This window comes from Methanomicrobium antiquum, assembly GCF_029633915.1.
Taxonomy (GTDB): Archaea; Halobacteriota; Methanomicrobia; order Methanomicrobiales; family Methanomicrobiaceae; genus Methanomicrobium; species Methanomicrobium antiquum.
This window is the reverse complement of sequence record NZ_CP091092.1, coordinates 729795-749328: the sequence shown is the minus strand read 5'-3', so window position 1 is coordinate 749328 and position 19534 is coordinate 729795. Positions and strand designations below refer to the sequence as shown.

At 39.1% G+C, this 19534-nt stretch carries 23 protein-coding genes; 9 read left to right on the top strand and 14 right to left on the bottom strand.

Features of this window, described 5'->3' with window-relative positions; translation table 11 throughout:
* Positions 1-104: 104 nt before the first annotated feature.
* The 12 genes from L1994_RS03665 to L1994_RS03610 form a co-directional block, all read right to left on the bottom strand.
* Positions 105-476: a prefoldin subunit beta gene (locus tag L1994_RS03665; RefSeq protein ID WP_278100335.1), complete on the bottom strand. Its 372-nt coding sequence runs from the start codon at positions 474-476 to the stop codon at positions 105-107.
* Positions 469-726: a KEOPS complex subunit Pcc1 gene (locus L1994_RS03660; RefSeq protein ID WP_278100334.1), complete on the bottom strand. Its 258-nt coding sequence runs from the start codon at positions 724-726 to the stop codon at positions 469-471. Before L1994_RS03660 ends, L1994_RS03665 begins: the two co-directional genes overlap by 8 nt.
* Positions 698-1099 carry a Brix domain-containing protein gene (locus L1994_RS03655; protein ID WP_278100333.1) on the bottom strand — a complete coding sequence of 134 codons (402 nt, stop codon included), beginning with the start codon at positions 1097-1099 and terminating at the stop codon, positions 698-700. The genes L1994_RS03660 and L1994_RS03655 overlap by 29 nt, the downstream gene beginning before the upstream one ends.
* Positions 1099-1230 carry a DNA-directed RNA polymerase subunit P gene (locus L1994_RS03650; protein WP_084172996.1) on the bottom strand — a complete coding sequence of 44 codons (132 nt, stop codon included), beginning with the start codon at positions 1228-1230 and terminating at the stop codon, positions 1099-1101. Before L1994_RS03650 ends, L1994_RS03655 begins: the two co-directional genes overlap by 1 nt.
* 14 nt (positions 1231-1244) lie before the next feature.
* A complete protein-coding gene (locus L1994_RS03645; RefSeq protein ID WP_278100332.1) occupies positions 1245-1535 on the bottom strand; it encodes a 50S ribosomal protein L37ae in 291 nt (96 codons plus the stop codon).
* 61 nt (positions 1536-1596) lie between these two features.
* Complete coding sequence (locus L1994_RS03640; RefSeq protein ID WP_278100331.1) at positions 1597-2298, bottom strand: ribosome assembly factor SBDS; 702 nt, start codon at positions 2296-2298, stop codon at positions 1597-1599.
* An 11-nt stretch (positions 2299-2309) separates the two neighbouring features.
* Positions 2310-3077 carry an archaeal proteasome endopeptidase complex subunit alpha gene (gene psmA / locus L1994_RS03635; protein ID WP_278100330.1) on the bottom strand — a complete coding sequence of 256 codons (768 nt, stop codon included), beginning with the start codon at positions 3075-3077 and terminating at the stop codon, positions 2310-2312.
* Positions 3077-3559 carry an Rpp14/Pop5 family protein gene (locus L1994_RS03630; RefSeq protein ID WP_278100329.1) on the bottom strand — a complete coding sequence of 161 codons (483 nt, stop codon included), beginning with the start codon at positions 3557-3559 and terminating at the stop codon, positions 3077-3079. The genes psmA and L1994_RS03630 overlap by 1 nt, the downstream gene beginning before the upstream one ends.
* Positions 3560-4201, bottom strand: a complete 642-nt coding sequence (locus L1994_RS03625; protein ID WP_278100328.1) for an RNase P subunit p30 family protein — start codon at positions 4199-4201, stop codon at positions 3560-3562. It abuts the gene before it with no gap.
* Positions 4202-4231: 30 nt separating this feature from the next.
* Entirely contained in the window at positions 4232-4822 is a 591-nt protein-coding gene (locus L1994_RS03620; protein WP_278100327.1) for a 50S ribosomal protein L15e, read from the bottom strand.
* A gap of 295 nt (positions 4823-5117) precedes the next feature.
* Positions 5118-5591, bottom strand: a complete 474-nt coding sequence (gene moaC, locus L1994_RS03615; protein WP_278100326.1) for a cyclic pyranopterin monophosphate synthase MoaC — start codon at positions 5589-5591, stop codon at positions 5118-5120.
* A 56-nt stretch (positions 5592-5647) separates the two neighbouring features.
* On the bottom strand, positions 5648-7066 hold the full coding sequence (locus tag L1994_RS03610) for an NAD(P)H-hydrate dehydratase (RefSeq protein ID WP_278100325.1): 1419 nt from the start codon (positions 7064-7066) through the stop codon (positions 5648-5650).
* A 377-nt stretch (positions 7067-7443) separates the two neighbouring features.
* Here L1994_RS03610 and recJ point away from each other — a divergent pair, with 377 nt between their 5' ends.
* The 4 genes from recJ to L1994_RS03590 are packed head-to-tail and all read left to right on the top strand — an operon-like array spanning position 7444 to position 10339.
* A complete protein-coding gene (gene recJ / locus L1994_RS03605; RefSeq protein WP_278100324.1) occupies positions 7444-8823 on the top strand; it encodes a RecJ family nuclease in 1380 nt (459 codons plus the stop codon).
* A complete protein-coding gene (locus L1994_RS03600) occupies positions 8789-9262 on the top strand; it encodes a PUA domain-containing protein (protein WP_278100323.1) in 474 nt (157 codons plus the stop codon). Before recJ ends, L1994_RS03600 begins: the two co-directional genes overlap by 35 nt.
* A 6-nt stretch (positions 9263-9268) precedes the next feature.
* A complete protein-coding gene (locus L1994_RS03595; protein WP_278100322.1) occupies positions 9269-9604 on the top strand; it encodes a nascent polypeptide-associated complex protein in 336 nt (111 codons plus the stop codon).
* 9 nt (positions 9605-9613) lie between these two features.
* Positions 9614-10339: an rRNA adenine N-6-methyltransferase family protein gene (locus tag L1994_RS03590; RefSeq protein ID WP_278100321.1), complete on the top strand. Its 726-nt coding sequence runs from the start codon at positions 9614-9616 to the stop codon at positions 10337-10339.
* A 197-nt stretch (positions 10340-10536) separates the two neighbouring features.
* Here the strand turns inward: L1994_RS03590 and L1994_RS03585 are convergent, their stop codons facing one another.
* Entirely contained in the window at positions 10537-11172 is a 636-nt protein-coding gene (locus L1994_RS03585) for a TMEM175 family protein (RefSeq protein ID WP_278100320.1), read from the bottom strand.
* 319 nt (positions 11173-11491) lie between these two features.
* Here L1994_RS03585 and L1994_RS03580 point away from each other — a divergent pair, with 319 nt between their 5' ends.
* The 5 genes from L1994_RS03580 to pyrI all read left to right on the top strand — a co-directional run bounded on the left by L1994_RS03580 (position 11492) and on the right by pyrI (position 18636).
* Complete coding sequence (locus L1994_RS03580) at positions 11492-11623, top strand: symporter small accessory protein (RefSeq protein ID WP_278100319.1); 132 nt, start codon at positions 11492-11494, stop codon at positions 11621-11623.
* The gene (locus L1994_RS03575) at positions 11613-13184 is read left to right on the top strand and encodes a sodium:solute symporter family protein (RefSeq protein ID WP_278100318.1); all 1572 of its coding nucleotides are present in this window, start codon (positions 11613-11615) and stop codon (positions 13182-13184) included. Before L1994_RS03580 ends, L1994_RS03575 begins: the two co-directional genes overlap by 11 nt.
* Before the next feature lie 175 nt (positions 13185-13359).
* Positions 13360-17163, top strand: a complete 3804-nt coding sequence (locus L1994_RS03570) for a S8 family serine peptidase (RefSeq protein WP_278100317.1) — start codon at positions 13360-13362, stop codon at positions 17161-17163.
* 103 nt (positions 17164-17266) lie between these two features.
* Positions 17267-18163: an aspartate carbamoyltransferase gene (gene pyrB / locus L1994_RS03565; RefSeq protein WP_278100316.1), complete on the top strand. Its 897-nt coding sequence runs from the start codon at positions 17267-17269 to the stop codon at positions 18161-18163.
* Entirely contained in the window at positions 18160-18636 is a 477-nt protein-coding gene (gene pyrI / locus L1994_RS03560) for an aspartate carbamoyltransferase regulatory subunit (RefSeq protein ID WP_278100315.1), read from the top strand. Before pyrB ends, pyrI begins: the two co-directional genes overlap by 4 nt.
* Positions 18637-18823: 187 nt before the next feature.
* Here the strand turns inward: pyrI and L1994_RS03555 are convergent, their stop codons facing one another.
* Complete coding sequence (locus L1994_RS03555) at positions 18824-19297, bottom strand: phosphopantetheine adenylyltransferase (protein WP_278100314.1); 474 nt, start codon at positions 19295-19297, stop codon at positions 18824-18826.
* Positions 19298-19534: the final 237 nt, after the last annotated feature.

The following is a 19534-nucleotide window of genomic DNA, read 5'->3' as shown; positions in this document are numbered from 1 at the left end:
ACTAAAGACATAGCTGAATAAAAAATTGAGTGAAAAGCTGAATAAAAGATAAAAACTGAATAAAATGAAACATTGAATTAATTAGAAAATTTACCTGAAAAAAATTAGTTTGCAGAAGGAGGAGCGCCTGCACCCTGTGACTGCATGGCACTCTGAATCTGCTGTTGTAGCTGTTCAAATTTTGTCTGAAGAGCCTTTTCCTGCTTTTCAAGTGACTTTACACGAAGCTCAAGTGTATCAGCCTTGTCATCAAGATCTGATGCGACAGATTCCTTGTCTTTCTGCATCATAACTGTGCCTATTGTAACGTATACACCGGCATCATCTTTAACATTGGAAAGTTCTTCCCTGGCCTTTTTTGCCTCTTTGGCCGCCATCTCAAAGCTTGCTTTCTGCTGCATTATAGTCTGCAACTGTTGCTGTACCTGCTGAAGCATTGCCAGCTGATTCTGAACTTTTGGTGGAATATTATTCATCTTTTATTACCTCCTGCATCTCTTCTGCAATAATAATCAGTCTTAACCATGTATTTAATGCCGCACGAAGGGCAGAAACATCATCTGCCTCAACCGTCAAAGCAATCGAATTTTCATCTTTTAATGAAACTTTAGAGCATGAACGGCCCATATCATCATCTTCAGGCCTGACAGATTCAAAAATCTGCTCTGCATAAGGTGTTTCAAAAACAAAAACCGCCTTATTCTTCTGCTTTGAGTTTAAGGACATATCTTCGTCTCTGCGCACCGTCAAAGATTATTCTGTCATGGTTTTGGTCTGTCTTTGCAATATTCAGATATTGCACCAGATTATCATAAACAGTTTGGTTGCCGGTCGTCAGTCCTTTCACTAGATTATCTTCGCGTTCAATTACAGAATACGAAGAAAAGGTAAAGTCAAAGACCGGTTCACCGTCATGATAAACTTCAATTAAAAAATTCCTGCCTGCTTTAGAAAAAATAATTAAATTGCCAAATTTTTCTAAAATATCGCCAATACCTGCTTTTCCTCTTGGTGAATAGTGTTCACCAATAGAAAAGGCAAGGTCTTTTGAGAAAGTTCTCAGAGGCGGTGCAGGTTTGCGCGAAGTAGTTACTTCCATTATCTGGCTTTAACAGTTTTAATGCCTGCCCCGCGCTCCTTGAAAAGAATACGGTGGCCGCAGTATGGACAGCGGACATTTATGTCAATCTCCACTTTCTGCTTGCACCTTGCGCACTTGTAACCTGACATAAATCAAGACCTCATTACTCTTTGATTAATGAACGCTCAATGGTACGGAGTGCAACTTTAAGGTTTGGAGTCTGTGGAACATATGCACCGCCGGCGTACTTGAAACCGCACTTTTTGCATTCCCAGATACCTGTACCCTTTCTTGAGACAGCTTCTGTATCACATTTTGGGCACAGGTGCTTTGCATTTGTAATTTTTTCGATTTCGTTAACACGTTTTCTCAGGAAACGTCCGTATCTTGGACCAAATCTTCCTGCGCTACCGGTTACCCTTCCTTTTGCTCTTTGTTTGCTTGATTTTGCCATATTAATTAAGCCCCGAAATTTAGGTCTGTATATATTATTTCTACAACCTTATTAATGGTGACTAATCCTCACTGAGAATCCTGACTTCTCCGTCACCTTTGGTAAGGCGGTTTATCATGTTATAAAATTCTTCCTGGATACCTGCCGGTATTTTACAGACACAGATCCAAGAACCGTCTTTTTGCCACTCTTCCCTTTCAAGAGTCGTTGAGGATGAAATCTCACCATATGCTTTTGGTGCATAATCTGCAGGAATTTTAACTGCAAAACGCATCTCAGCAAATTTAATGGGAAGAATTGGTCTTAAAGCCTTTATAACATCTTTTACCTGTTCATCAAGATGTCTGAACGGATCGATGCTAACTCTTGCCTCCTCCATTGCCATTTCTATTCTTTTTGGAGGATGAGGAAGTTTTGTCTGGGGATTTATTGCATTTCTTGAAATAAAGGTTATAACCTGGGCTCTTTTTGCCTCAGTCATCTGCTTTCTCTGATCAGATGTTAAGTGAATTTCACCCTTCTTTATTATCCGCTCTGCAATTTCTGCGAAATCTGTTGTCTCAAAGACCTTCTTTAAGGATTCTTCTGATGCCTTGTCAGTCTTGGATGCATTTTCAAATACAAACAAAGCGGCTACTACATCCTCAATATTTACATCCTCTCCCTGACGAATGCGCGCTGCGGCATCGGGATCCACAAGAATTTCAAATCTCTCCCCGTGGCTCTCAAGCCTTGCCACTACTGCCTGCTCAAGAGATATCATCGATTAAACTCCTATTCTTCACTTGATTTTTCTTTGTTTTCAGAAGAATAATCTTCTTCAAACCTGTCAACATATTCTTTAATTTCGTCTCTGCTCATCTTCTTAAAGAGTGAGTTTTCAAGGACAACCACACCTATCTCAACGGTGTTTACATCGAATTTACCTTCTGTTGCCGCATGAAGCGCCTTTAGGCCCATTGGAATTGCCTCAGATATTTTCATATCATCTTTGTAGTCCTCTTCAAAGACTTTCATTACAGCAGGTCTTCCTGTACCTATTGCTGTTGCTTTGTATTCCAAAAGTGTGCCTGAAGGATCTGTCTCAAAAAGACGTGTCTGCTCTTCACTTACACCTGCAATTAAAAGCGCTGTTCCGTAAGGCCTTGCACCACCATACTGAGTCAGTGTCTGCATATGATCACAGAGCTTTTTTGAAAGTGTTTCAATTTCTATAGCTTCATTATATGAAACACGGTTTATCTGACTTTCAACTCTTGCCCTGTCTACAAGTGCCCTTGCATCTCCTACAAGTCCTGAAGAAGCAACGCCGATGTGATCGTCTATCTTAAAAATCTTCTCTATTGAAGACTGCTCCAAAAGCCTGGAGCTTACACGCTTGTCAACAATTAAAACAACACCATCCAGACATTTGATTCCGACCGCTGTTGTTCCTCTCTTAACTGCCTCTCGGGCATATTCTACCTGGTATAGGCGTCCGTCAGGGCTGAAAACAGTAATTGCCCTGTCATATCCTCCCATTTGAGCATTCATTGGTTGCATTATAATTCCTCGAGATCTTCTCTTGTAAAATAAAATGTATCTTGGTGTTTAATTCCCTCTTTATATAAATCAACCTTTTCCTGTGATACAGGACAGACTAAATAATGGATTTCTCCAATGTTTACATCTTTTGTTGTTTCATAAGTATATTGTTTGGGAATTTTCCTTTTTAAACATGCAATAGTTCCTGATGTTGAAATACAGCGTATTGCACAGTTTTTTTTCCCAATTCTGTTTACGGTTGCAACAGCAGTTCTGAGTTTATCTTCAAAGCCTCTGCTGCATTTTATTATAACCCGGTCATCTTCTGAAAAAACAACACTCATGCTTATTTTTGCAGCACCATAGTCGCCGTATAGGGATGCTATTGCATCATAGATTGCATAATAAATCTCTTTTCCGTCCGCAGATATGTTTGACGGAACGATTCTTCCAAGAACATATCTTTTGCTCCCCCTGAGACTTTTTGGAAGCGGTTTCATCTAATTAATCACCTCTACAGGACTATACGGACTTAAAATACCATCTATTGTATTTAAAGCCCCCCGGACCTCATCTTTTTCCATTCCAAAAAGACCACATAAATTCTCAATATCACAGACTGACAAAAGTTCAATGTACGAATGTGCACCTGACGATATTGTTAGTGAAAATCCATATTTTCGCTGAAATTTAAGTATCTCCTCAAATGATATGAGTGCTTTTTGCCTTGATATCTCTCTTTTCCTTGTGATTGCAGAAAGATCTATATCTATTGCAACGTCCTTTTCATATGCAGATTTTGCGCAGACATCATCAAAAGCTTTTTTGGGTGCGCATTCAAGCCCGCGGAGGATTTGAAGCTTTCCGGATGTGAGAAGAGATCGGTTTAATCCGGCATCTCCTGCATGCGCCATTACAATATCTGATTTTTTTGCAGATTTAACCTGTCTTGAAAAATCCCGAAAGTCTCCGGGGCGCAAATTTAACCCGGATAAAACCTCCACTCCAAAGTAACTGCCAGATATATTTGAGCCTGCACAAACAAGCCTTTTTAGACCCAGGTACTTTGCTTCAAGCGCCATTCGTCTAAGTGAAGTATTGCCTGCAGGATATACAAATACGCAGGCGTCAGAAAATACCATCGTATTTATTATTAGAAAAAAAAGAAGAAATTATTTTCCTCTGTTCTGATTTGAACGGATACTTGGACGGGTGTGTTCTGTACCCTTGCCTCTCTTGCTCATACCACGGCCTTTCAGACCTGCACTTGTAAGACCACGTTCTGCACGTCCTCTGTGTTTTGGACTTGACATCCATGAGAGATGTGCATCGCTTTTGATTGCAGGATGATTGCCGTCAACAAGAATGACTTCAAACCATTTTGATCTGCCGTCTTCACCGACCCAGTAGGAGTTTAAAGCTTCCATATTCACAAATTTGCGTGAAGCACGCTCCTCTGCAATTCTCTGAATGCTCTTTCCCATTGTTTTTTTGCGCATTCCCATACGGGCTGTACGACGTCCACGAATGTAGCGTGCTTTTCTAAGTCCACCACGGCGGACTTTTACACGTGCTACAATAATACCCTGCTTTGCACGATATCCAAGACTTCTTGCACGATCGATTCTTGTCGGTCTTTCGATACGGACAACGCTTCCTTCTTTACGCCATCCCTGCATACGGTGCCAGAGAAGGCTTTTTACTTCAGTTTGGTCCGGGCATTTCCATGCGTCACGGACATAGCTGTACATTGATTTTGACATGGTTTTCACCTGAAAGGTTCAGCCTAAGAATTTCCTATTGGCCACATTCCTTTTATAACCAAAAGGGAAAGGTATCCCTGAGGTTCTTTACATATTGTATCTTTGACAAAAAAAAGGTTTTTACAAAGAACAAAATTAATACATTCAAAAAAATAGAACAGGATTCTTTATTCTCCTTTTTTGTTATTTTATTTGCTCACTATTTTGATTTTTAATTCGGTTTTTAATTTGGTTTCTGATTTCTATTTCCACAAGTCAAATCAGATATCCGGTTTTAATATCAAAAACATTCAGGTCAGACAAACTTTTCTTTCTTTACAACATGAATATCTTCAATTCCGGTTTCCGGGTACTGCCCTTCTTCATCTTTCTCAGCTGATTTTACCATATCCCATATTGTAAGAAGAGCAATTGATGCACCTGTCAGAGCTTCCATCTCAACACCTGTTTTTCCATAGGTTTTTACCGTGCAGACTGCCTCGATGTAGTTTTCATCACCGCCATCCTCAAAATCCACCGAAACACCACCTATTGGAAGCGGATGACACATAGGAATAAGCTTTGATGTCTCTTTGACCCCCATTATCGCCGCAACTCTTGCTGTTGAAAGTACATTTCCTTTAAGCGACTCACCTGTTCTTATATTCTCAATTGTTTCTTCACGAAGGTAGATTCTTCCGCTTGCAACTGCAATTCTTCCAACATCAGGCTTTTCTGTTACATCAACCATGTATGCCTTGTCATCTTTTATGTGAGTGAATTCTGCCATAATTATCCTCCTTTTTTTAGATTATTATCCTATTATTTTTGATTGTTATCCACTTATTATTGATTCTCTTTATAAATTACCTGTGCAATGTTCTCAATAACATCCGATGCAAATATTCCGTCACCTGACTTTTCTGATGCAATTTCACCTGCACATCCGTTTACATAAGACGCGATACATGCGGCATCAAATGATGAAAGTCTGCATAAAAGTGCACCGCAAAGCCCTGCAAGAACATCACCGGTTCCACCTTTTGTCATTGCCGGAGAACCGCTTTTGTTGAAACGGACATTATCCCCGTCTGTTATTATGTCAGTATTACCCTTAAGAATAAAAGTTCCGCCATTTTCTTTTGCGAAATCACGAAGGCAAAGGGCACGCTCATAAAGGGAAGATGAAAGATTAATCCCGGACATTCTTTCAAATTCGCCGGAATGAGGAGTATATATGCATTCACCGGCTTTTATTATGGGTGTTCTCAGGGCATCAGCGTCAAACACAGCCTTTCTGCAGTAGGGTGCAATATCGCTTATTACATTGTGGCTTTTATCACCAAGACCACACCCTGTTACAACAGAATCTGATGCCTTTGCAAGCTCAATTAATTTTTCTGTATGTTCATCTGTTATGAATTTGCCATCTAATTTCTCAATTATAAGATCAGGATACTGCATCAGATTAGGAGTTGCAATCCTGACAATATCAGCACCGGCTCTTAAGGCAGAAAGAGCGGCAAGGTAAGGCGCACCCTGATACGGCCCTCCGCCGATTACAAGGACACGGCCTCCCTCCCCTTTATGGGCATCTTTCTTTTTTCTCGATATCAGAGTCAGATCCCCTTTCCCCGTGCAGATTTCCGCCTCTAACGGGATTCCTATATTAAATATATCACATCCTTCCTGCTTGGGACGATGAAAAGCGCAGATTGTATCTGCATGAATGCCCGGTGTAGGGATATCAGCCGAGATTATCAAAGCACCGGACTTGTTTGCAAGCGCAACAAATGTTTTGTAAGGCTCTCTTAACTCTCCGCTAAGTCCAGTTCCAAGAATTGCATCAATTATTATATCAGCGGAGCTGAAGAGATAAGAAAGCCCGGATACGTCCTCAGGGCACCTGACAGGATATAAATATGCACCTGAATGAGACAGTGCCTTAAGATTTGTTCTGCTCTCAGGTGAGTGCCGGGAATCATGAGGATATATCACATGGACAGTTGAAGATCCTGCCAGATATCTTGCCGCAACGAATCCGTCTCCGCCATTCTTTCCGCCGCCGCAGAGCACAAGCACATCAGAGGGGGCATATTTTTCTGCACATAGAGCAAGAGATTTCCCTGCGCTTTCCATCAAAGCCGCGGCTGAAACTCCAAGTTCCATTGCATTGATATCAACAGCCCTCATTCTTTGAGGACTTATAATACCTGATTTTTTAAACTCCTCAAGCTTTTTTATACCCTGTAAATTATCTATCATATTTTACACCCGGATTTGTTTTTTTTTAATTACGTTCACTAATCCAATTTTTTAATGCAACAAATGACATGAAAATCAGATTTGACTTTTTATGAGTTGTATAGTAATCTGGAAAGTGAATTTTTATTTGGAGACTGAATTTTTATTTGGAGACTGATTTTATGCTGAATTTTTTTTTCTGGATACTTATCTTTCGCTGATTTTGATACAGATTGTTCCTGCTTAATGTTTCAGCTGATTTTGATGCCGATTTTCTACTTTCTGTTTTGTTTGATTTTTATTTTCTTCTTTTATCATTAAGATGTATGCATAATTGATGTAGGATATGGTGATTGTATGTCATTATTTTTCTGTATTCAGATTCCATATTTATACAGATGGGTTTTAATCAGGAAATTTCTGAGGCCGCAGAAGTTATAAAAGATGCCGAAAAGGTCACAATAATATCCCATATAGACGCTGACGGCATTACAAGCGAAGCAATCATGCGCCAGGCAGTTTCAAGATGCGGAATACAGATAAATTCTGTTTTTGTAAGACAACTTGAACCTATGACCATGAAATACGTTCCCGATGACGACAGTTTAAAAATCTTTATTGATCTGGGAGCCGGCCAACAGAATCTTTTGGAAGAAAGAGGACTTTTGGAAAAAGAGGTCTTAATAATTGATCATCACATAACACAGGATACTAACACACCATATATGCAGGTAAACGGGCTTAAATACGGTTATGAAAAGCTCTCCGCCGCCGGTACAGGATATCTGGTTGCAAAGGAGACTGATGACTACAACACAGATCTTGCAAAGCTTGCCGTTATTGGAAATGTTGGCGATATGATGGCAAGAGAGCACAGGGGACTTATCGGCCCTGCAAGAGAGATTGTAGATGACGGAGTTTTATGCGGCAATGTCGAGGTTGTAAAAGACGATCTGAACTGCTATGGAATTTCAACAAGGCCTCTTCACCTTTGTCTTTCCTTCTCTGATGATCCATTCGTTTCCGGAATTACAAATAATCCACAAAACGCACAAAAACTTATTGAACGTGATGCAGGGATTGATTTACGAAAGAGAAATGGCAAATGGCGTGTATGGGAGGATTTATCATCGGAGGAGAGAAGAGCAATTATCGGACGCCTTGCCCTTCGCCTTTACGATGCAGGAGAGCCTGTTGAAAGGCTAAAAGCCGAGCATTACATATTTCCAGATGAGAAAAAATACACACCGCTTCGAAACGCATCAGAATTTGCAACAATGCTTAATGCATGCGGAAGATGGGTAAAGCCAAAGACCGGAAGCAGCGTGTGTTGCGGCGACAGGGGAGATGCATACAGGGAAGCTGAAAATATGTTAAGGCATCATCGTTCTGTGATTCGCGAGATGATGGAATATATTCTGGATACAGGTGTAGAAGAACTAAGTCATCTTCAGTATCTTCATATCGGTGACAGGTTTCCCGATACAATCGTTGGGATAGGTGCAGGAATGGCGCTTTCAAAGCTAAACTGGAAGCTTCCGATAATGATACTCTGTTATCTCCCGGACGATCCTGAACTTGTAAAAATTTCAATGAGAACAAATGAAAGAATGGTTTCAGCCGGAGTTGATCTACAGGCGGCCCTTTTGGAGGCATCCGAAAAAGTTGGCGGTGCAGGCGGAGGGCATAAGATAGCTGCGGGTGCATATATATCCAGAAGTGCAGAAGAGGGGTTTGCAGAAAGTGTCAACAGAATCCTTAAAGAACAGTCATCTTAGACGTGTCAGGGTAATTGCTGATTACCAGTTTGGAAGAGAAACAGGCAACAGTCTTTTTCCTGAGGAATGTGAGTTTAAACTCTCATCTACCAAAAGAATCAGATATGTAATGCTTGGAAAAGAAAGGATTGCAACAATAAGGGCAAACGATGGCAGGCTGACCTTAAGCAATGAAGGCGCAAAGCGCCTTTTTGACTGCCTGCCTGCGCCTGCTTACAGGGTTGTTATCAAAGACGAGGTGAAAGAATTTATCTCGCAGGGCAAAAATGCAATGGCAAAACATGTTATTTTTGCCGATAATCAAATTCGGGCAGGAGATGAAGTTTTAGTCTGCGATGAAAAAGGCGCTCTTTTAGCTACAGGAAGTGCACTTTTATCAGCAGAAGAAATGTCTGCATTTAATTACGGTGTAGCAGTACAAATTAGAAAAGGAAGTTGATTAGATATGATTCCGGGAGTAAACCCAAAACAGATGAAACAGATGATGAAAAAGCTTGGCATGAAGATGGAAGAAGTAGAAGATGTCGAGCGGGTTGTTGTCTATACAAAAAATGGAAATTACGTCTTTGAAGATGCAGAGTTTATTATTACAACAATGCAGGGAACTACTACATATCAGGTTCAGGGAACACCTGTTTTTGAGCCGGCAGATGTAGAAATTCCTGAAGATGACGTAAAAATGGTTGCAGAGCAGGCATCAGTTTCAGAAGATGAAGCACTTTTGGCTCTAAAAGAGACAAACGGTGATATTGCTGAGGCAATTCTGAAACTTTCAGAATAAAACACTTTTATGATTTCAGAAAACGAAAGGGTACTTCTCTCAGGAGAGAAGCGTGAATTTTTTGTGAGAGCTCATGATAAAGAGCTTTCAACCGATAAGGGAATAATTAAACTTTCTGAGTTAATCGGGATGAATTCAGGAGATATTATTTATACTCATCTGAATAAGCCATTTAAAGTCATTGTTCCAAGGCCGGTTGACTACTATTCTTATGCCAAACGAACAGGTGCTCCAATGCCTCCAAAAGATATTGGAATGGTCATTGCATACACAGGAATGAACAAAAAAGACGTGGTTTTGGAGGCAGGAACCGGAAGTGCTGTTGCCACGATATATTTTGGAAATATTGCAGAAAAGGTCGTCTCCTATGAAAAAAGAGAGGAATTTTCGGCAGTCTGCAAAAAAAATATTGAGGATGCAGGGCTTTTAAACGTTGAAGTAATCGCCGGCGATATTCTTCAGGCTGAGGGTCTTTATGATATAGTGCATCTGGATATGCAGATTGAAAAAGAGCATGTCCTTCATGCACACAGTCTTTTGAAATCCGGAGGATATCTCTCTACATATACTCCTTTTCTTGAGCAGACATTCTGCGTAATGGATGCGGCAGAAGGGCTTTTTTCAGAGGTTGTCTGCCACGAGCTTATCGAAAGGGAAATTTCAAGGACTGAGAGAGGCACAAGACCATCAACACGTGTCTGCCATACAGGCTATATAACAATCTGCAGAAAATAAAAAAAAATGCATTTTTTAATTTTGGTTTTTAATTTTGGTTTTTAATTTTGGTTTTTAATTTTGGTTTTTAATTTTGGCTTTTAATTTTGGTTTTTAATTTTGGTTTTTAATTTTGGTTTTTAATTTTGGTTTTTAATTTTGGTTTTTAATTTTGGTTTTTAATTTTGGTTTTTAATTTTGGTTTTTAATTTTGGTTTTTAATTTTGGTTTTTAATTTTTCTCCCGGAGAACGCTTTTTTTGTCAGAATTTTAAATACCGGGATAAGGAAGAAGAAATATGCTGCATGAGAAGGGCTGACAAAATAGGCATAAATAATTACAATAACTGCCACAGCCGGGCATGAAAGGCTTCTAAGACTGTATTCAAGAATTACTTCAGAATCAGTATCCTCTTTTAAAAGCTCCTTTTTGGATGTGATATACAGCCATCCTGCCATCTGCAAAACACCGATTATCAAAAGGTTTGCAGAAAATGCCTCTACTGCCAGGGGGTATTCGTCATAATATCCCATAAGATCGGTTGTAAACGGAACAAGAGCAACAAAGAAAAGGACTGCTACATTAATCCAGTTAAAGACAGAATCCACATACCTTACTTTTTCCATAATCCGGTGGTGCGCAATCCAGAATGATATAAGGATAAAAAATGCAATTGCATAATAGAGTATCTGCGGCAGAAAAGAAATAAGAGAAAAATACATATCACTGCCATTTGAAGGTTTGGGAAGTTTTGAGATATCTATTGACAAAACACCAAGAGTAAGTGCAATAGCAAATATTCCGTCAGTTAAAGCTTCTGTTCTTCCTTTTCCAAGCATCTCATTTTTACTCATACTATTCACTCTGACAATTTAATCAAAAATTTTAAAAAAAAGGCTTTCTGCTATTTTTGCTTTATCCTAATTTCTCTTAATTATATATACAGAATCATCTTTAAATAGAATTTGATCAAATATTAACTTAGGTATTTAGAATATGGCCAGAGATATCATTAATTACAGTAGTCCGGGTTTTTCATCCCTCTGCTTTAATAATTCATTTTTCTTTGGCTTTTTTTTCTTTTTCTTCTTTAGATAGGACTATCGGATAAAATAAAAAACCGATAGTCCCTGTATTTTGGTCATAATTCTCAAATACCGTGAGGTTTTTACTATGTTTGGTATTACTGATCCTGGCATATGGGCAGGTTATCTGTTGTCATTTCTTCTGACAGCAGCATGTATAGCGTACGGCATAATCAACTGGAAAAACGGTTTGAATGAGGAGGATAAAGATGACAGTTGATACGCTGTCTTTTTCCATAATTACGGTTGTTTATCTGGCAGCTGTGATCTTCTTAGGTTATCTCGGATACAAAAAAACAAAGGGAAGTGATGATTTCCTTGTTGCCGGAAGAAGAATAAATCCTCTTGTTCTTGCCCTTTCATACGGCGCCACATTTATCAGCACCTCTGCAATTGTTGGTTTCGGAGGAATTGCCGCCCAGCTTGGAATGGGTCTTGTGTGGCTTACAGTCCTCTGCATCGGTGTCGGCGTTTTGATTGCATTTGTCATATACGGCAAAAAAACAAGAACTCTCGGACAGAAGACCGGCGCTGTTACATATCCGGATCTCCTGGGAAAATGCTATAATTCACATTTCATTCGAAAAATTTCGGCTCTTATTATAATTGTAAGCATGCCGATATACACAGCCGCAATTTTAATCGGCGGTGCAAGATTTATTGAAACAACACTCTCAATTCCATATGACACTGCTCTTTTGGCATTTGCCGCAGTTGTAGCAGTTTATGTTGTTGCCGGAGGACTTATTGCCGTTATGTATACTGATGCTCTTCAGGGTGCAATCATGTTTGTCGGAATGACTATCCTTTTAGTGCTTACATATGTCTATCTTGGCGGAGTGAATGCGGCTAACACTGCACTTGATTCAATGTCTTCACTTGTACCGGAAGCGCTTTTGGCCTCAGGAATGACCGGCTGGGCGTCAATGCCAGAATTTTTATCTCCAATCTGGCTTACGATGATTACAACAATGGTTCTGGGAGTGGGAATAGGTGTTCTTGCACAGCCACAGCTTGCAGTCAGATTCATGACTGTAAAGGACAATCGTTCTATTCACCGTGCAGTAATGGTCGGTGGTCCGTTTGTACTTGTCATGACAGGTGTTGCATTCACAGTCGGACCTTTGACAAATGTATGGTTTATGAGAGAAAGCGGTCAGCTTGCAGTTGATGCCGCCGGAGGAAACGTTGATAGTATAATTCCGCTTTTCATCAACTCTGCAATGCCTGATGCTTTCATTATTGTATTTATGCTTGCACTGCTTGCGGCGGCAATGTCTACTCTTAGTTCTTTATTCCATACGATGGGAACAACAATCGGATATGATTTAAATCCACGAACAAAAAGCAACAAGCCTTCGATGAAAGCAATACAGGCTGGAACGCTTCTGATGATTGCGGCAAGCACTGTTGTTGCATATGTTCTTCCGGAAAATATAATTGCAAGGGCAACTGTGATTTTCATGGGACTTTGTGCGGCGGCGTTTATTCCGGCATTTACACATGCAATTTATTCCAAAAAGCCATCACTTTATGCAGCAAAGATAAGTATCATAACAGGCGCCTGTTCGTGGTTTTTGTGGACGGCATTTGTTCATGTAAAGGAGTCGTCAGTTCTTGGATTATCGAATGCAATTTTTGGAGTTAATTCTGTTCTTCCAATGCCCTGGGGAGTAGTAAATCCAATTGTGATTGCACTTCCTGTTTCAATAGCAGCGCTTATTATAGCAATTTTTATTGAAAATCAGAAAAAAGAATGTGCTGTTATAAAAACAGACTGATTTTTACATAGAATTAAAATTTTTTTTTTTTTTAGGATTTGATAACGGATTCATTCAATATTCACATAACTAATGTTAAATCATTAAAATTCAAAACTGTGTACATAATTTCCTGCATGATTCAGGCATAACCTATGCATGATTCATATTTTAATAATCAAAAGAGGAACTGCTGTTGGAAGATATTAAAAAAATATTGTTTGTCATATTTTTTGTATGCTGTCTGGTTTTTCATGCAAATTTAGTAAATTTTGGTATTTTTGCAAATCCGGATTGTTTTAAGAAGAATAATCCGGATGATAATAATTCATACAATAACGCATATGAAGAGAAAAAATACTTTGATTATTTAAAAAATGGTGATTATTTCTCAGATTCTTTTAGATTATTGGAATTTGCAAAGCAACATTCTGCATTGATTCTGTCAAATCTGCAGAATATTGATAACCCGGATTCAGAATTAAAAATGCTTTTTTCTGCTGATGAAAAACTAAAAACAGGCGGAGTTACCAGTTCTTACAAAAATTCTGTTGAAGACATCTCTGTTGTTATTCCGGACAATCAAATAAAATACGATACATCACAGGCTGATGTTGATAAAAATTCATTTAACGAAACCCAGAAAAAATTATCCACACAACTACTCTCAAAAGTTAACCAGTCATACAGTAATCTACATCCAGATAATCTCATAACAAAAAATCAGCCCGCTGAGCCTTCCTTAAGAACACTTAAAAGCAGTGCACAAAAAAACTCTCTATCTTCTGCAAACAGTCCTTTGCATGTATATGTTCATACATATCCAAAGTTTTCAACTGAAATAATAGATTCTCATGTGATTGAAGTTACAAACCGTGATGAAGAAAACAATCTTGCTGTAGCATGGGTAAATGCTGAAAATCTTATGGATATTGCTGGATTAAGAGGCGTCAGAAGTGTTAGTGAAGTCATCGCGCCAAACATCAATACAGGTCTTGTAACTACTGAAGGAGACTTTGTCCACAAAACCGAAGATGTACGTCTGGATTATGGGTATTATGGCGAAGGGCTAAATATCGGAATCATCTCAGACGGAGTTGACAATATTAATTCTTCAATAGCAAGCGGGGATATTCCTGCAGATGTCGGAGTCCTGAGAAATACTATGGGGGGTGATGAAGGCACAGCAATGCTTGAAATAGTTCATGACATGGTTCCGTATGCCAGACTTTTCTTTCATGACTGTGGAAGCAGTACTTTAGAGTTCAATCAGGCAATTGATTCTTTGTTCTCAAATGGATGCACAATAATCTGTGATGATATTAACTGGTTAACTGAACCTTTCTTTGAGGATGGAATAATCGCAAGCCATGTTGCAGAACTTTTATCAGAAAATGAGCTGATTTATGTCACTTCAGCAACGAATGTAGCAGAAAGGCATTATCAGGGAGATTTTTATGAAAGAGGGGATAACTTTCATGATTTTAGCAGTGGAACAAGTGAAGATAGAAAATCCCTGTATGTGAACATACCTTCAGGCTCAGGCGTCTGGGTTGTACTTGAATGGAATGATAAATTCGGCAATTCCGAAAATGACTATGATTTATACCTTTCCGACTCATCTCCAGGAGATTTGGCAATTTCTGCTAATTTCCAGAATGGAACACAGGATCCAATAGAATACATAACCTACACCAACACTGGTTCTTCTTCAGTCACCGGTATAATTGATGTTCAGAAGATAAGTGGAGATGCAAAAATCCTTGAAATTTTCATCTATCCGCGGGGCGAAACCACGGTTTACAATAATAACATTGTTGCACGAGACTCTGTATATGGACATGGTGCGGTCTGTGATGTGGTCACGGTTGCCGCAGTTGACTGGATAACTCCTGAGACAATAGAGCCGTACTCCTCTCACGGACCAAGCACTATTTCCTGGCCTGAAGATGAGATTAGGCCAAAGCCGGATATTACCGGTGTTGATAATGTAAGCATAACCGGTGCAGGAGGCTTTTCTAATCCTTTTAGTGGAACAAGTGCTTCTGCACCCCATATTGCAGCTGTTGCCGCACAGATTTGGGGCGCACATCCGGATTTTTCAGCAGAACAGGTGAGAACTGCTCTTTACTATTCAGCAATTGATCTTGGAGATTCAGGACGGGACAATATATTTGGCTATGGAAGGGCTGATGCACTTTTGATGGAGGAACTATCAGAAGGCCCACAGGCAGATTTTGATTACTCTGCAATCCCCTTCGGCGATTCATACAAAATTTTATTCAGCGACAATTCTTCAGGAATACAAATTACAGGGTGGGAATGGTCGTTTGGCGACGGGGAAATATCAACAGATGAAAACCCAGAACATACTTACGAAGAATCAGGATATTATGAAGCAGTTCTTACGGTTACAAATTCTTTTGGTCTTTCAGACACCCTCTCAAAAGAAGTGAGAATTCCTACGGTATCTAAAAACTGCACCTTTAAAATCAACGGAACAGTGATTAGCGCAGATGTTGTAATAATCGACAAATCTCTGGCAGAGTCAAACGGCACTATTGTCACAATGTCAGATTTGGGAGATGTTATTACTCTGACAGGTCAGGGTTTAAACGGATGGGAGAGTATCATCTATAATACTGATAATGCAGTCAATACATCATCGGCAATCACTGCCAGTATCATAAATATTACTGCAACAACAAAACCACTATCAGCACATCTTTCAGGTGATACTGGAGCAATCGAGTTTTCAATTACTTTGAATTTTGATTCGCCCTATCCTGAAAATGCATTAATACAGCAAAATATCCTCCAAAGAACACCTGAGGCAATAAAATATGCATTCGTGAAAACTGCATCAGATAACGGTCTGATTGTTTATGATATCGCTTATTTAACTGATATTTTAAAAGAAAATTTTGTAAACGCAGATAGTGCTGTAATAAATATGGCAGTTAGTGCCGACTGGGTTATCAGACATCTTGGCAAAAGTCCATCAGAAGTTTCTGATGCCGGTTCATACATCACAGAAAAAAAATATGAAATTGAAAAGAAAATCCGGATATTAAGATATGCTGATGATGGAACGGCACATATTCTAAAAACCAGTTATGTCTCTTACGATGGTCAAAAAGTATATTTTAAGGCAGTTTCACCAGACGGACTTTGTGCATTTGGCTTAGTAGCTCTTGACAGTATATCTGCACCGGCAAAGTCCGGTTCTGACAGGGATTTTACACAAAAACCTACCGAGCTTCCTGTATTAAAAAGGGAGGTTAATGTTGGCGGAGATTCTCATATTACTAAAATTGAGGCAACCGGTACAGGAATTTCCAGTCTGGTTGTTACAGGACTAAAGAAGCAGTCACCTGGCAGTGGAGTTGTACCTCCTTCATCTGTTGTTTATGAATACATCGAACTTGTTCCTGCAGGATATGTGACAATAAAAGATTGTCAGATTACATTTGACCTTCCTGTTATCTGGGTTCAGAAAAACAATATTTCCCCGCGTGATGTTTCTCTATTCCACTATAACAATACCTTCAACAATACCGGGACTAATTCTAAAAACACCAATAAATATACTAATTCTAAAGAAAACGGATGGACTGCTCTTTTTACAGTTCCTGTGACCACAAAAAACGGCATGATTACTTATACCGCCCAAAGTCCCGGCTTTTCCCTTTTTGCAATTGCAAAAAACTCAGGTGATAAAATATCGGAATACAAAAATTCTGAATATAATGATAATCAGTCATATGATGATTTGAAAACTGATGAAAATAATTCTGAATTTGATAATTCCAAGCTGTCTGAAACAGGGAATTATCTTTTTTCGGAGCAGAAACAGACATCCGCTTTTTTGGATAGTGATATAAAAACAGATGAAAATACTAAAATATCCGGAGTTTCTTTGAAGGATATTTTGATAATTGACGCAATAATCCTTGTTTTTATTGTAATGGCCATATTTATTGTGAAAAGAAGAAGATAATGTCAGACTGAAATATGATTTTTTTCATCCGGGTTTTTATTTTTTCTGACAGCATCAGATCAGTTTTTTCATTACATAGCACAGATAACATTTAGGCAGTCATATGCATCACATAATATCCATCAGGGACTTTGAAAGGGATGACATTGACGCTTTGCTGGACAAGGCAGAAAAAATCCAGAGTCTTGGAAGCTATAAGCGGACATTGTCAGGAAAACTTGTCGCTCTTTTATTTTTTGAACCAAGCACCAGAACAAAAATGTCTTTTGCATCTGCATTATCGCGGCTTGGAGGCGATGCTATAACAGTTGACAGCGTTGAGGGAAGCTCTATTTCAAAAGGAGAGACTCTTGCAGATACAATTCGTGTAGTAAGCAGTTATGTCGATGCAATAGTCCTTCGCCATCCAAAGGAGGGTGCGGCACGTCTTGCATCGGATTTTTCAACTGTTCCTGTGATAAACGCAGGAGACGGTGCAGGACAGCATCCTTCACAGACTCTTCTTGACCTTTATACAATCAAGGAAAATATGCCAATAGATGACATTGATGTCGGCCTTTTGGGCGATCTAAGGTATGGAAGAACAGCGCACTCTCTGTCATATGCACTTTCAAACTACAACGTAAGGATTCACACAATTGCTCCAAAAGGACTTGAGATGCCACAGGGGCTTGCAAAAGAGCTTAAAGACCGCGATACACCTATAATTGAGCATACAAATATTGAGGATGTTATCGATGAACTGGATGTTTTGTATGCAACTCGAATTCAGCGCGAGAGGTTTCCGGATTCTGCAAGCTATTCAAAGGTTGCACATTCATACAGAATCACAGCTGAGACTCTTGAAAATACACGCTCAAATCTTATTCTTCTGCACCCTCTTCCCCGTGCAGGAGAAATTGACCCTGAAGTTGACTCTCTTCCAAATGCAAAGTATTTCAGGCAGGCGGAGAATGGGATTCCAGTGAGAATGGCAATGCTTGAGGATGTGATGCTTTGAAAGAAAGTAAGAAAAGACCGGAAAACGGACTTTTGATAAGCCCGATTCAGAACGGAACTGTGATTGATCATATAAAAGCCGGAGAAGCACTGACTGTTTTAAAGATCCTTGGAATAACGGGCTCTACTGAAGAGTCACTTTCAATTGCAACAAATGTGCTTAGCAATACAACCGGAACCAAAAAGGATATTGTGAAAATTTCAGACAGGGAACTTTCAAAAGGAGAAGTCAACAAAATTGCGCTTATATCTCCTAATGCAACAATAAATATCATCAGAAACTACAGAGTTGTTGAAAAAGTAGGTGTTGAAATTCCGGATGTTTTAACAGGAGTTGTCAAATGCCCAAATCCTGGCTGTATAACAAACTCAAATGAACCAATTGAGACTAAGTTTGAGGTAGTTGATGAAACACTCCACTGCCTGTACTGCGACAATATTATCACTTCGGATTTTGTTGAGTATATTGTCTGAATGAATTTTGTCTGACGGATATTGGTTAGATTAATTCATCATCTAATTTTTTTTAATTCGAAATCCGGGTTTTTAAACAATCCATATCTAAATTTCAGAATATTTACACAGAAAAAAAGTTTCCAAACCTAATTTTTCCGGGACGTCTTCTTAAGCAAATAAATGATTTAAATTGAATGATTAAAAATTATTCATTATTTTTGGATTTTAAAAGGCTTCCATGGACATCAATTTCACCTTTCCAGATTCTTGTGCTTGATATCCATCTTCCGTCAGCGGCAAGGACGCATGTTATCTGGTGAATATCCACTTTTTTCATCTTCTTTTCTTTTCTTAATTTGTTTATCTCAACAGCTGTCGGGAAAGTCTCCTCGCTTACAACTATCGCATCAAAATCCTTCTCAAGTGTTGAGCCAAATCTGTCTGAAAGCTCTTCTATCTCCCATTTTGTGCTGTAATTTTTCGACTTAAGATATTCAAAGAGATCATTTCTTCTCTCCAAAAAAGGCCTTATTGGGTGGTTTTTTCTGTTTGCAAATTTATCTCCCGAAAGACCTATTGTTACAAGTCCCAAATCTCCGGCTATTTCAAAGGAGCGCTCCAGCAATTTTTTGTGTCCGTCGTGAAGGGGATCGAATGTGCCCCCGACCATTACTTTCATCTGAGTATATCTCTATGACTGCCTGACTTAATGTATTTTTTTAATACACTTTTGATAATTTCAGAGATTTGTCAGGGAATAAAAGGTGTCGAAGAATTACATCTTTAGGCCAAAAATAGTTGTTAAGATGCAGATTATGCATTAGTCGCTTTTAAATGCCTGATTGTTGTTTATTTATATCCAGAAAGATTCCGATCCAAAGAATTGCTCATAAAAAATTTGTCTGAAATATAGTGG